The 13,167-nt window shown below is 45.5% G+C and carries 12 protein-coding genes and 1 tRNA gene; 9 read left to right on the top strand and 4 right to left on the bottom strand.

Features of this window, described 5'->3' with window-relative positions; genetic code table 11:
* Positions 1 to 82: 82 nt before the first annotated feature.
* Positions 83 to 2,239, bottom strand: a complete 2,157-nt coding sequence (locus DBT_RS09735) for a DNA translocase FtsK (protein WP_067619853.1) — start codon at positions 2,237 to 2,239, stop codon at positions 83 to 85.
* A complete protein-coding gene (locus tag DBT_RS12240; protein WP_161939960.1) occupies positions 2,226 to 2,579 on the bottom strand; it encodes a hypothetical protein in 354 nt (117 codons plus the stop codon). The genes DBT_RS09735 and DBT_RS12240 overlap by 14 nt, the downstream gene beginning before the upstream one ends.
* Before the next feature lie 315 nt (positions 2,580 to 2,894).
* Here DBT_RS12240 and DBT_RS09725 point away from each other — a divergent pair, with 315 nt between their 5' ends.
* Both DBT_RS09725 and folE2 read left to right on the top strand, forming a co-directional pair.
* A complete protein-coding gene (locus DBT_RS09725) occupies positions 2,895 to 3,647 on the top strand; it encodes an ATP-binding protein (protein WP_067619847.1) in 753 nt (250 codons plus the stop codon).
* A 34-nt stretch (positions 3,648 to 3,681) separates the two neighbouring features.
* The gene (gene folE2 / locus DBT_RS09720) at positions 3,682 to 4,479 is read left to right on the top strand and encodes a GTP cyclohydrolase FolE2 (RefSeq protein WP_067619844.1); all 798 of its coding nucleotides are present in this window, start codon (positions 3,682 to 3,684) and stop codon (positions 4,477 to 4,479) included.
* 74 nt (positions 4,480 to 4,553) lie between these two features.
* Here the strand turns inward: folE2 and cobT are convergent, their stop codons facing one another.
* Both cobT and cobU read right to left on the bottom strand, forming a co-directional pair.
* Positions 4,554 to 5,618 (bottom strand): nicotinate-nucleotide--dimethylbenzimidazole phosphoribosyltransferase, encoded by a 1,065-nt coding sequence (cobT, locus tag DBT_RS09715; RefSeq protein WP_083186754.1) that lies wholly within the window; start codon positions 5,616 to 5,618, stop codon positions 4,554 to 4,556.
* Between the two features lies 1 nt (position 5,619).
* Positions 5,620 to 6,156 (bottom strand): bifunctional adenosylcobinamide kinase/adenosylcobinamide-phosphate guanylyltransferase, encoded by a 537-nt coding sequence (gene cobU, locus DBT_RS09710; protein WP_067619841.1) that lies wholly within the window; start codon positions 6,154 to 6,156, stop codon positions 5,620 to 5,622.
* Between the two features lie 202 nt (positions 6,157 to 6,358).
* Here cobU and DBT_RS09705 point away from each other — a divergent pair.
* The 7 genes from DBT_RS09705 to pheT all read left to right on the top strand — a co-directional run bounded on the left by DBT_RS09705 (position 6,359) and on the right by pheT (position 13,167).
* A tRNA-Val gene (locus DBT_RS09705) sits at positions 6,359 to 6,433 on the top strand.
* Between the two features lie 129 nt (positions 6,434 to 6,562).
* Positions 6,563 to 8,521 carry a threonine--tRNA ligase gene (gene thrS, locus DBT_RS09700; protein WP_083186753.1) on the top strand — a complete coding sequence of 653 codons (1,959 nt, stop codon included), beginning with the start codon at positions 6,563 to 6,565 and terminating at the stop codon, positions 8,519 to 8,521.
* A gap of 50 nt (positions 8,522 to 8,571) precedes the next feature.
* A complete protein-coding gene (gene infC, locus DBT_RS09695) occupies positions 8,572 to 9,075 on the top strand; it encodes a translation initiation factor IF-3 (RefSeq protein ID WP_279614886.1) in 504 nt (167 codons plus the stop codon).
* 36 nt (positions 9,076 to 9,111) lie between these two features.
* The gene (gene rpmI / locus DBT_RS09690) at positions 9,112 to 9,306 is read left to right on the top strand and encodes a 50S ribosomal protein L35 (RefSeq protein WP_067619835.1); all 195 of its coding nucleotides are present in this window, start codon (positions 9,112 to 9,114) and stop codon (positions 9,304 to 9,306) included.
* 41 nt (positions 9,307 to 9,347) lie between these two features.
* Positions 9,348 to 9,698, top strand: coding sequence for a 50S ribosomal protein L20 (rplT, locus tag DBT_RS09685; RefSeq protein WP_067619832.1), 351 nt, complete (start codon positions 9,348 to 9,350; stop codon positions 9,696 to 9,698).
* A gap of 15 nt (positions 9,699 to 9,713) precedes the next feature.
* Entirely contained in the window at positions 9,714 to 10,724 is a 1,011-nt protein-coding gene (gene pheS / locus DBT_RS09680; protein WP_067619829.1) for a phenylalanine--tRNA ligase subunit alpha, read from the top strand.
* A 1-nt stretch (position 10,725) separates the two neighbouring features.
* Positions 10,726 to 13,167, top strand: a complete 2,442-nt coding sequence (pheT, locus tag DBT_RS09675; RefSeq protein WP_067619826.1) for a phenylalanine--tRNA ligase subunit beta — start codon at positions 10,726 to 10,728, stop codon at positions 13,165 to 13,167.

Below are 13,167 nucleotides of genomic sequence, written 5' to 3'. Positions count from 1 at the left end.
AAATTCCAAATCCAAAATCACTGACAATTTTTAAAGCGCGATCTTAAACAATTTTCACAATAGGATAATTGTCTGATTGTACTCAATCTTCATAGCCCCTAACCAGCACCTGTCGTCTTCCCATTGAGTCTGCCGGGCTTACTATGCCATCCCTTTCCATCTGTTCGATCATCCTGGCGGCCCTATTGTAGCCCACTCTGAGTCTCCTTTGTATCATGGAGATTGAGGCTTGACCAGACTGCGTAACCAAATCGATTGCCTGGTCGTAGAGTTCGTCGGAATAATCGCTATTTGAGGAATTTTTCCCACTGGTGGATTCTTCGTCTTCAATTTGGGTAACACTCATATCGTATTCAGGACTGCCCTGTTTCCTCCAAAAATCCGTTATCTCCTTGATTTCAGACTCTGAGCAGAATGCACCATGTATCCTTTCAAGGGTGGAGGTAGCTGGAGGCAAGAACAGCATGTCTCCCATTCCAAGCAGTCGTTCAGCACCTGTTGTATCGAGGATAGTCCTTGAATCCACCTTGGACGAGACCTTGAAGGAAAGGCGTGCGGGGAAATTGGCCTTAATTAATCCTGTTAAAACGTCCACACTGGGCCTTTGGGTAGCCACAATCAGATGTATTCCAGCTGCCCTGGCCATCTGGGCAAGGCGGGCAATGGCAGACTCTACCTCTTTAGAGGATACCATCATGAGGTCTGCAAGCTCATCTATTATGATGACCAGATAGGGGAGGGGCTGAGGGCCTTCTTCAGAGTCATTCGCTTTTATCTTTGAGTTGTAGTTTTCTATATTTCTAGCCCCAAGGGACTCCAGGAGCCCATACCTACGTTCCATTTCCTGTACTGCCCAACGAAGGGCCTTGGTGGCCTCTTTGGGTTCGCTGACAACTGGGTGAAGGAGGTGTGGGATACCGTCATAAAGTGATAACTCTATCCTTTTGGGATCTATCATGAGGAGTCTGAGTTTTTGGGGGACGTGTTTATAGAGAAGACTACAGATCATGGAATTTAGCCCCACGCTTTTTCCAGTGCCTGTTGCCCCTGCAATCAAAAGGTGAGGCATTTTCGCAAGGTCTGTCAGGACTGGTTCGCCCACCACGTCCTTTCCCAGGGCAAGGGGGAGCTTCCATGTTTTGCGCCTAAATAGATCAGTATCCAATATTTCTTTTAAGTACACCACCTGTCTTTTTTGATTGGCAAGTTCGATCCCTATAACTGACTTTCCTGGTATTGGAGCTACAATGCGAACGCTGTGAGACTTTAGGGCAAGGGCGATATCGTCTTGAAGCGAGGTAACCTTGTTTATCTTGACCCCTGGTGCAGGGCTATATTCATACATGGTAACCACTGGGCCAGGGCATATTTCAACTACTTTGCCTGCCACTCCAAAATCCAAGAGTTTCTGTTCAAGGGCCTGTGCATTCTGGTAATAGGATTCTTCGTCAACCTTTACCTCATATTCTGGCGGGTCCTGTAAAAGGTCGAGTGGTGGAAGGGAATACGTCCCCTCAACTTTAGGCTGTATTTCGAAATCAATTGCCTTGTTTTTCTCATCCTCTTTTTTCGTCTTCTTTTTCGTCAAGGATCGTGGTTCTGCTATCTTGGGCAATTCCGCTTTTGTTTGAGACTGAGCCAAGCTATTTGCTTCTTTGGAGTTAGTGCGTCTTGCCCCTGTCCTGGTTGGTTTCAAGTCAAGGACAGCATCCCTTTTTCTTTTTAAGAGCGCAGGGATCATTGATAGATCTAGGTTGGTCCCAAGCATAATACCCGATAAAATCAGTACCAGCGCTATGAGGATGACGCCTCCGATGCCGAACCACTGCAATACGATTTTCTGGCAATAGAATCCAAATAGGCCGCCAGCTCCTGTGCTCCCTGATCCGAAGAAAGTTAAAATCATGGACAGACCTAAAATGACAAGGGCCGTTCCAATGCCCAAATAAATCTTTGATGGGAAAAGTTTTTGAAAAAAGCTATATTCACTCAGGGCAACGAAACATAATAAAACGGGAACCAGCCAGGCAACGCCTCCAAAAAAAGTCAATAAAAAATCTGCAATATTGGCACCCACTGGTCCCATGATATTTTTTGATGGGCCAAGGGGATAGCTTACTAAGACTGGATCTGTGGGGGAATAGGTCCCTAATGATAGCCCAATAAATATAGAAAGAGATATGAGGAAAAGGGTTACTAATCCCCTTTTGGTTGGGTTTTCTTGATTATTTTTGGGCATTTATTTGTTTTTCAAAGCATGACCAATTAAATTTTTGGGCCACCTCAAGAAGTTCATCTGCATTCATATTGGTCCCAAGGAAACTGAGAATGGCCCCTGGAAGTTCCTTTTTTTCGGGTTTTAGGGCAATGCTAACTGTACTCTCGTTGGCGACTTTGTCGTCAATAATAGTCACGGTCTTCCCGTTGATGTTCTTGACCTTGATTGAGCTTTCCTTGGTTTCCATCTGGAATTTTCCGTTTATGTCCATATCCTTTTGGGTCCCGGCAATTCCGCCAAGCATAAAGCTCACCTGGATCTGTCTTCCTTTTTGGGCATATATTCTAGTGGCAGTCACCATATTAAGCCCTCCAAAATTCATGCTCATGCCTTCAATTTTGTCGGGTTCCCAGCCAGGCAAGGGTCTAAAACACTTTTTGTAATGTTCGAGATCTTGGCAAAAAACGCTAGGTGTCCACACGAGATTCAAAAAGGAGACAATAGAAAAAACTATGCATATGTATTTCCAGGTGCTGGACTTGATAATTTTCTCAAAGTTAATCATAGTGTTCACCTCAAGGGTAATTATTATTATGAATGGGATATGATTAAATAATTTATCGTCTGAGGCCCTTTTCGTAAAGGGATACAATTTTTCTTTTAGGAGCAAAAAAATATGAAGATCGCCATTTCTGGTAAAGGTGGTGTAGGCAAGAGTACAATTAGTTCAATTATAATTGAGACTTTTGCTGAGATGGGGAAAAAGGTCCTTGCCATAGATTCGGATCCAAGTCCACATTTGGCTAGGCTACTAGGTTTTGAGCACACTGAACGCATAACCCCTATAGCTGAGATGAACGAGCTTTTGGCCGAACGGAGCGAACGCCAAGGGGCATTTTATAATCTGAATCCCAAAGTAGACGATCTCCCAGAGAAGTTCATGCTGGAACGCGATAACATAAAACTCATGGTTGTCGGGGCCATACAAAAAGGTGGTGGGGGATGTGCCTGTGCAGAGAACGCAGTATTGAGAAATTTAGTAAATTCGCTCTTACTCAATCCGCAAGAGGTTATTGTGATGGATATGGAGGCTGGGGTCGAACACCTTGGAAGGGGAACCATACAGAGCGTGGATCACCTGTTGACAGTAGTTCAGCCCTACAAGGGAAGCATTGAAACAGCACGGAAGATAAAGAAACTCGCAGATGATCTTGGGATAAAGACGCTAAAGGTTATAGGGAATCAGGTTGCAGGCAGAGAAGATGAAGACTTTATTGAGCAGGAACTTGGAATGAGGCCTTTTTTTAGTATTCCCTTTTCACCAGAGATTAGGTCGGCTGAGCGCAAGGGGTTAAGAGTCTATTCCTACGTGCCTGATACGATAAAGAACATAATAAAGAATGCCTTAAGCACATTGCAGAAAAGCTAATGTACAAAGATTGATCATTATTTGGGTAGACAGAATGGAAGACAAATTTTTGGAACTAAAAGACGTACAGAGCCTACCAGATTTTAGGAATATTCCCTTGAACAGGGTGGGTATTAAAAACATCCGTTACCCCATAACGGTACTCGATAAACAAAAGGGGCGCCAACAGACAGTGGCCAACATAAATATGTACGTTAATCTGCCTCATCAATTCAAAGGCACCCACATGAGCAGGTTTGTAGAGATTCTGAATGAATACAGGGGAAATATCAGCGTCAAGACGTTTCACAAGATATTAAATGAAATGAAGAGGCGTCTTTCAAGTGATGAGGCCCATCTTGAAGTAGAATTTCCTTATTTTATTGAAAAACGCGCCCCAGTAACCGGAACACCTGGGCTTATGGAATATTGGTGTGGGCTTCATGGTACCCTTACCGAACACCTAGACATGGTACTTGTAGCCAAGGTACCCGTAACTACTGTATGCCCTTGTTCCAAGGAGATCTCAGAATTTGGGGCACATAATCAGCGTGGAGAGGTTAGGGTATGGGTGAGATTTAATGAATTCTTATGGCTTGAAGATCTCATCCAATGTGTAGAAAAATCCGCCTCTTGCCAGGTCTTTTCAATTCTAAAAAGGCCTGATGAAAAGTACGTTACAGAATACGCCTATACAAATCCAATGTTTGTAGAAGACGTAGTTAGAAACGTATATATAGGGCTCAAGGAGTTGAATGGAGTGTCTTGGTTTCACATAGAGGCGGAAAATTTTGAATCAATCCACAATCATTCAGCCTACGCCTGCACTACGTATTCGAGTACTGAAGATTGAAAACGGTTGGTATGGACCACAATGGCGGCGGCCGCCCTCATGGTGAATGAGAGCGGCTCCGCTCAAGTTTTCCCCTAGACTTCGTTCCCTGGGCTTACCTTTGCCCCTGAGAATGTGGCCATTTCAGTGTAAATCTTTATAGCGGCATCGATGATGGTCATTGCAAGGGCAGCACCTGTCCCCTCTCCAAGCCTGAGGTCCATATCGAGTAACGGTTTTAGTCCCAGGTGCTCTAATTGTATTCTGTGTCCCTGCTCCACTGACATGTGGGAGGCAAACATGTATTGAACACTTGTGGGGCAGAGGGTGTGAGCTATTAAGGCCCCTGCAGTGCTGATAAAGCCATCTACGACAACTGGCACTTTTTTAGCTGCGCATCCAAGGATGAGACCTGCGATACCTGCAATTTCATGCCCTCCAACCTTTGAAAGGACATCTATCCCATCGCATGGATTAGGTTGATTGATATTTATGGCCTGTTCAATGATCTGGATCTTCTTGTTCAGCGCATCGGAATCGATGCCAGTTCCTCTTCCGGTCACACAAGCAGGGCTCTTGCCAGTTATGACAGCAGTAATGGCACTAGCCGGGGTCGTATTGCCAATGCCCATTTCGCCTGTGGCAAGGAGTCCGTAGCCCCTTTGAATGGCGTCAAAGGCGATCTCTATCCCGTTTAAGATGCCCTCTACAGCCTGTTGTCGTGTCATTGCAGGGCCTTTGATCATATTTTTTGTGCCGTAATCCACCTTTTTTATAATGAGGTCCTGGTTTTTCTCAAAATCATAATCCACGCCCGCATCAACAACGTGGACGTTTGCCCCTGCATGTCTTGCGAGTACGTTTATACCAGCGCCTCCCCTGAGAAAGTTGTATACCATCTGATATGTGACCTCTTTGGGAAAGGCACTAATTCCTTCCTCTGTAACCCCATGATCCCCTGCAAACACAAAAACCGCCTTTTGGGGGATCTTTGGCCATGAAGCACCTGTTATGAGAATGTATTTTTGGGCAAGCTCTTCAAGCCTTCCAAGGCTTCCCTTTGGTTTGGTTAGGTCGTCCAGATGGGCCTGAATTTCTGCTTCCCTTTTGGTATCAACTGGCTCTATTGTATCCAAAATGACTTTAAGCCTGTTTTCCAACTTACTCTCCTCCTTTGAGTTTCATGCTAAGTCCTGCTATAACGACGTAGACTTCATCTGCTATTTTTGCAATACCTTGATTTAATCTTCCAAGGAGTTCTCTATATTTTCTGGCAACTGAGTTGCCTGGGACTATACCAAGACCTACTTCATTAGTGACGATCACTACATTTTGTTGGGCATCTCTAAGCCATTTATACAGCTCATTGAAATATTCTTCCTCTTTTCCACCGCGCCTTTCTATTAGGTTTGAGGTCCAAAGCGTAAGGCAATCTATGAGGACTACACCATAGTTTTTGTCCAACTTTTGGAGTTTCGTTACGATTTCTACAGGTTCTTCCAGGGTGTCCCAGTTGTCTCCCCTTTCTGCCTGGTGAAGTTTGATTTTTTGGGCCATTTCGTCATCGCGCGCTTCACCAGTGGCAACGTAGAGGCCTTGGGCGTTTTGCATCAACGACCTTCCGATGTCCAGGGAAAATGCAGTTTTTCCGCTTCTTGCTCCGCCTATTATTAAGATTTTTTTGTTCGTAATAGTCATGAGAAGGCTTTTACACTAATTGAGGATTAGGGGCAATAGGGGGCTCAAAAGAGTTTTGAGTGTTGAGTTTTGAGTTTTGAGTTGAAGGAACAAAAGAGTTTTGAGCGTCACTCATCACTCAAAACTCAAAACTCTTAATTTGCTCCTCTTGACAAATAAAACTAATCCTGTTATCAACAGGTCTCTACAAAAAACACGGTGTAGGCGCGTAGCTCAGGGGGAGAGCGCTACCTTGACGCGGTAGAAGTCGGCGGTTCGATCCCGCCCGCGCCTACCAGTTTAGAATTTGAGGATTGGAATCATTAAATGACAATAATCCATAAGGCAATAAAAAAGGATTATTATTCAGACGGAGTCCAGCGCCCTTTCTTTGTCCTTAGGGCAAAAGTCTCTTAATATTCCCAAGATGGAAAAATCGTATATTTCAGTTCAAGTTAATGGAGAAGAGCCGAAGAGTTTAAGTGTTGCCAAGGGTACAAGTGCCTTTGAGTGTCTTGTTGAGGCAATTGGAAAGTCAAAGGCCAAAAAGGCCCTGTTTGTGGAGATTGATGGTGAGCTTCGAGATCTTTCCTCGCCCATAGAGGAGGATGTTGAGCTCGAGCCCGTATTTTATGGAGATGAACGGGCCCTAGAGCACTTTAGACATTCGTGTGCTCATCTTTTGGCTCAGGCAGTAAAAGAGCTTTTCCCTGATGCAAAGCTTGCCATTGGTCCTGCCACTGATTCCGGGTTTTATTACGACTTTGACTGTGAAAGGGCCTTTACCCCAGAGGATTTAAAAGAGATTGAAAAGCGCATGAAGGCCCTGGCAAAAAGGGCCATTGTCATCAATCGCAAGGTATTGGGGATCGACGAAGCGATTGAATTTTTTAAGGACCGTGGAGAGGATTACAAGGTTGAGCTCCTTCAGGAATTGAAAGAGCAGGGTGAGAGTCAGGTTTCGATTTATGAGCAGAATGAGTTTGTAGACCTCTGTCGTGGTCCCCACGTTCCTCACACTGGTCATATCAAGGTGTTCAAGCTCACAAGTCTGGCCGGTGCCTATTGGCGTGGTGATGAGAAAAATCCAATGCTGCAGAGGGTCTATGGCACTGCCTTTTTCTCTAAAGAAGAATTAAAGGAATATCTAGATAGGCTGGAAGAGGCCAAGAAGAGAGATCACAGGAAGCTTGGAAAGGAGTTGGAGCTCTTTTCTATCTCCGACGAGATTGGTCCTGGCTTAATTCTGTGGCACCCAAAGGGTGCACTGATGAGAAAGCTTATTGAGGATTTTTGGAGAAACGAGCACCTATCTAGAGGCTATGAGCTCCTCTTTACTCCTCACATCGCCCGTAGAGACCTTTGGAAGACCAGTGGACACCTGGATTTCTATGCAGAAAACATGTATTCGCCCATGGAAATTGATGGGGTGACCTACCAGATTAAACCCATGAATTGTCCATTTCATATTGCCTTGTACAACTCGAGGCGAAGAAGTTACAGGGAGTTCCCAATCAGGTGGTGTGAACTGGGTACAGTATATAGATATGAACGAACGGGTACTTTGCATGGTCTCATGCGGGTGAGAGGTTTTACCCAGGATGATGCCCATCTATTTATACGCCCTGATCAATTAGACGAGGAAATAAAGGCAGTCCTTGATATGACTCTCTATATGCTTAGGGTGTTTGGTTTTAATAAATATGATGTCTATCTTTCTACAAGGCCTGAAAAATTTGTTGGCACAGAAGAGAATTGGGAGCGTGCCACCAGTGCCTTGGAAAACGCCCTGAAAGACATGGGACTTCCGTATGAAGAGGACCCAGGAGAAGGGGTTTTTTACGGTCCCAAGATAGATATTAAGATTAGAGATTGTCTTGATAGGTCGTGGCAGTGTTCGACCATTCAGGTTGATTTTAATCTTCCTGAAAGATTTAATGTGAAGTATATTGGAGAAGATGGGGCGCCTCATACCCCTATCATGGTGCATAGGGCCTTATTGGGGTCGCTGGAGCGCTTTTTTGGTGTTCTGATCGAGCATTATGGAGGGGCCTTTCCAGTCTGGCTTTCACCTGTCCAGGCAATCGTGCTTACCGTCACAGAAAGGCACAATCCATGGGCTGAGGAGGTTAAGGAGGCGCTTACCAAAGCGGGGATTAGGGCCGAGGCAGACCTCAGAAATGAAAAACTAGGGAAAAAGATTCGCGAGGCCCAATTGAGAAAGATCCCCTATATGTTGATTGTGGGAGATAAGGAGGTAGAATCCAAGACCGTCAGTCCAAGGACTAGGGATGGGGTCGAGCACGATCCGAGTGATCTCGATAGCCTGGTCAAGCTTATCAAAGAGGAGGAGCAAAGGCCTTTTAAAGAGGCGATTTTACAATAAAAATAATACTGCAGGGATAAGGGAGGTGCAGTATCGCTAAGCAACAACATATAAATGTCAATGAGGCCATCAGGGCGTCTGAGGTAAGGCTTATTGATGAAGATGGAAAGCAGTTAGGGATTGTGCCATTGAGAGAGGCGCTCCAAAGGGCTCAAGACGTAGGGCTCGATTTAGTGGAGGTTGCCCCCCAGGCAAAGCCCCCTGTCTGCCGCATAATGGATTATGGAAAGTATAAGTACGAACAGAGTAAAAAGGCGCAGGAGGCTCGAAAGAAGCAGTCGTACATACAGGTAAAAGAGGTGAAGATGCGTCCGCGGACGGACGTACATGACCTCGAAGTCAAGAAGAAGCAGATTAGAAAGTTTATCAGTGAAGGCAATAAGGTTAAGGTCACGGTGAGATTCAGGGGCAGAGAGATTGTTCATTCAGATATGGGAGTAGAACTTTTAAAACGCGTTGCAGAGGAAATGGCAGAGATTGCTGTTGTAGAGCAAATGTCAAAATTTGAGGGACGCACAGTGAATATGGTCCTTGCGCCGAAAAAGGAAAAATAATAAAAAATTGCGGTATAGAGAGGAGAAAAACGAATCATGCCAAAGATAAAGACAAAGAGGGCTGCAGCAAAGAGGTTTAAAAAGACAGGCACAGGAAAGTTTGTGCACTTTAAACCCTGTAAAAGTCACCTTCTGACTCACAAGACCAGAAAAAGGAAGAGAAATTTGAGGAAAGATAAGGTGGCAAGTGAGGCTATGGAACGTCAAATTAGGAGAATGCTACCTAATTAAATGCTGATAACTACTAATTATTTTTATGGAGGAGACCTAGAATGCCAAGGGTAAAGAGAGGATTTAAGGCAAGACGCCGTAGAAAGAAGATACTGAAGCTAGCAAAAGGATACTGGGGTGCACGTTCTCGTTGTTACAAACAGGCCAGGGCAGCTGTAGAAAAGGGTTTGACCTATGCCTACAGAGATAGGAAGGTCAAAAAGAGACTCTATAGACGCCTTTGGATACAGAGGATCAATGCAGCTGTGAGGCTTCATGGGCTGAGCTATAGCAAGTTCATGAATGGGCTTTCAAAGGCTGGAATTGCCATTAACAGAAAGATGTTGGCAGACCTTGCTGTTACAGAGCCAAAGGCATTCAGTGCATTGGTAGAACGTGTTAAGGGGGCATAAGGGGGCCTGGATTCAATGCAGGAACGCCTGAATGAAATCAGGAAAGAGGCGGCTAGCCTCATAGACGAGGCAGAAGACGAAGAGGCCCTTAATGCCATACGAGTCAAATATCTCGGTAGAAAAGGTACTCTCACCCAGATTCTAAAGGGGGTCGGAAAACTTCCTCCAGAAGAACGCCCCCTTGTCGGAAAATTAGCCAATCAATACAAAAAAGAGATAGAACAGGCCTTAAAGGCAAGGAAAGAGGCCCTTTTACAAAAGACAAAGGGGAGACGGAGGGGGCTAGTTGACCTCACCCTCCCTGGAAGGGCCTTGTCTCAAGCATCGCCACACCCCATCACCCAGGTGATGCGAGAAATCATTGATTGTTTCACGCGAATGGGCTTTTCTGTGGCCACTGGCCCTGAGATAGAGCTGGATTTCTTTAATTTTGAGGCCCTCAACATCCCTCCTGAGCACCCTGCACGGGATATGCAGGATACCTTTTACATTTCAGACGATACGCTCTTGAGGACCCACACCTCTCCTATTCAGATCCGCACAATGAAGGCAAATGAGCCACCACTTAGGATAATTGCTCCTGGAAAGGTCTATAGGTGTGATTCTGATGTTACGCATACCCCTATGTTTCACCAGGTAGAGGGCCTACTTGTAGACGAAAATGTTTCTTTTGCCCATTTGAAGGGTATACTTACCACCTTTGCCCAGAGCATCTTTCATCCCGATACAAAATTGCGCTTTAGGCCAAGTTTTTTCCCTTTCACTGAGCCGAGTGCCGAGGTGGATATCCAGTGTGTAATATGCAGAGGATCAGGATGCAGGGTGTGTTCTGATACAGGATGGATTGAGGTCCTTGGCTGTGGACTGGTTCATCCCCAGGTGTTTAGGAACGTCGGCTATGATACCGAGAGATTTACTGGGTTTGCGTTCGGTTTAGGGGTAGAAAGGATCACAATGCTCAAATACGGCATAAATGATTTGAGACTCTTTTTTGAGAATGATATTCGCTTCTTGAGGCAGTTCTGATATGCTTTGCTTGGGTTCATGGTTAAAGGAATTTGTGTCATTAAACCAAGGCGTAAGCTACCAGGAGGTGGCAGACGCCCTTACAATGGCGGGGCTTGAGGTCGAGGGTTTATATGAGGCCTTTGGGGATCTCAAAAGAGGTGTAATTTCCTGTGTTGTCGAAGAGGTAAGCGAGCTAAAAGGGAGTAGAAAGCTCAAACTTACAAGGTGCTTCGACGGTAAAGAAAAGAGAACCGTCGTCTGCGGTGCTCCAAATGTCAAACCTGGCATGATTGCTCCCCTGGTCCTACCAGGTACTGCGCTACCAAATGGTATCGTTATAGAAGAAAAGGAGATAATGGGAGTCACGTCCCAGGGGATGCTTGCCTCAATGCAGGAACTACTCCTTGGCGAGGATGGATCAGGGATTTGGGATCTAAGCTCTCTAGGGGTGGATACTGCCGGAGTACCCTTGGGAGAATTTTACGACCTTGATGACTGGGTCCTGGAGATAGGCATAACTCCAAATAGGGCAGATTGTCTGAGTGTCCTTGGTATCTCCAGAGAGGTAAGTGCACTATTTTCATCCCCATTAAATGTGGCCCCAATTATGGAGAGTGCTGAGCGGGGCAGGGGAAAACACATAGATTTTCCAGTGACTATCGAGTCTCCAGAGTTTTGCATGCGCTATATGGCAACAGTTATTCGTGGGGTCAAGGTCCAGGAATCTCCTGCATGGCTGAAATTTAAGCTGCTCTCCATGGGGATTCGCCCCATTAATAATGTCGTTGATTGTACAAACCTGTGCCTTCTTGAACTTGGGCAGCCTCTGCATGCCTTTGATTTGAATCTTTTAAAAGGGCCAGAGATCAGGGTGAGAAGGGCAGGGGATGGAGAGACAATCGAGACCCTGGACCACAAGGTACGCACACTCACCTCAGATATGCTCGTCATTGCAGACAGGGACCGGGCAGTAGCTGTAGCTGGAATCATGGGTGGGGCCAATTCTGAGGTTTCAGAAAATACCCAAGACGTGCTCCTCGAAAGCGCATGGTTTGAACCCAACCAGATAAGACGTACAAGGAAGGCCCTAAAGCTGAACACAGAGGCCAGCTATAGGTTTGAGCGCTGGGTTGACCCAAAAAACGTGGAAATTGCCCTTAGGCGTTGCGCTGATCTCATTACCATGATAGCCGGGGGCGAGATCCAGGGAGAGGTGGACTCATATCCACGTCCATATCGCGACAGAACAGTTAGATTCAGACCTGAGAGGATTAGAAGACTTTCTGGTATTGAGGTCGACGATCAGGAACAGATAGATCTATTGGACCGAGTTGGTTTTAAACAGGTAGAAGGACCCAAGGAAGATGGCGTAGTTGAGGTCAGTGTTCCTTCCTTTCGTTTTGATGTCTCTGAAGAGATAGATATTGTGGAAGAAATAGCGCGTCTCAAGGGCTTTTCAGAGATACCTACACTTTCTCCCAGGGGTGATCTTGTTCAGTCTTCGGTACAGGCCCCTATGATAGATTTTATTAGGACAATTAAGGACATCTTCATTGAGCAGGGTGTCTTTGAGATAATCTCTTACAGTTTTTGTAGTAGGCGCGAACTAGATGCTCTGGGTTTCCCAGAGGGTCACGAGATTAGAGAGCCAATATCCATCTTAAATCCCCTTACGGAAGAGCATTCTGTCATGAGGACCAGCCTTGTCCCATCGCTCTTACAGGCAGTCCGTAGAAATATTTCCAGGAAAAACTTGAATCTCAGGCTCTTTGAGCAGGGACGTTGTTTTTTCAAGGACGAGTCCTCACCAACAGGTGTCAGGGAAGAAGAACGCCTTATGTGCGTGCTCACTGGGAAGCGTTTCCCAGAACATTGGGCCTGGCAAGACAATGACGTTGACGTATATGACGTCAAGGGGCTGGCTGAAAACTGTCTTAGGAAATTGAGGATAAAAGACTGGTCCTTTAAAGTGGCTGAAGCCCCACTTCCGTACTATTCAGACGATTGTTTTGCCTATTGCGTGACCGATGATGGATCTATAATCGGATGTATTGGGAGGATTTCTCCTAAATGCCTTTCTTTTTGGGATATAGAAGTCCCGGTATACGCATTGGAACTGAATCTCGAGACCCTTATAAAGGCCCCAAGAGTACCCAAAAACATGGAGCCGCTTCCCAAATTCCCCGCATCCGAAAGGGACATTGCAGTAGTCCTCGACGATGCAATAACATATGGGGAGTTGGAACAGTTTATAAGCGAGCTAGACGTGGATTATCTTGAAGACTTCTTCATTTTTGACTTGTACAAAGGCAAACCCATTCCAAAAGGAAAGAAGAGCGTTGCCATTCGATTCATTTATAGGGCAAAGGACAGGACTTTAACAGACGAAGAAGTCTCGATGACTCACCGAACATTGGTTGACTCCATTTTGAAAAGATTTGAAGCAGAACTTAGGGCTTAA

The organism is Dissulfuribacter thermophilus (assembly GCF_001687335.1).
GTDB classification, from domain to species: Bacteria; Desulfobacterota; Dissulfuribacteria; order Dissulfuribacterales; family Dissulfuribacteraceae; genus Dissulfuribacter; species Dissulfuribacter thermophilus.
The sequence above is the reverse complement of the archived record's forward strand: the minus strand, read 5'-3'. Positions and strand labels throughout refer to the sequence as shown.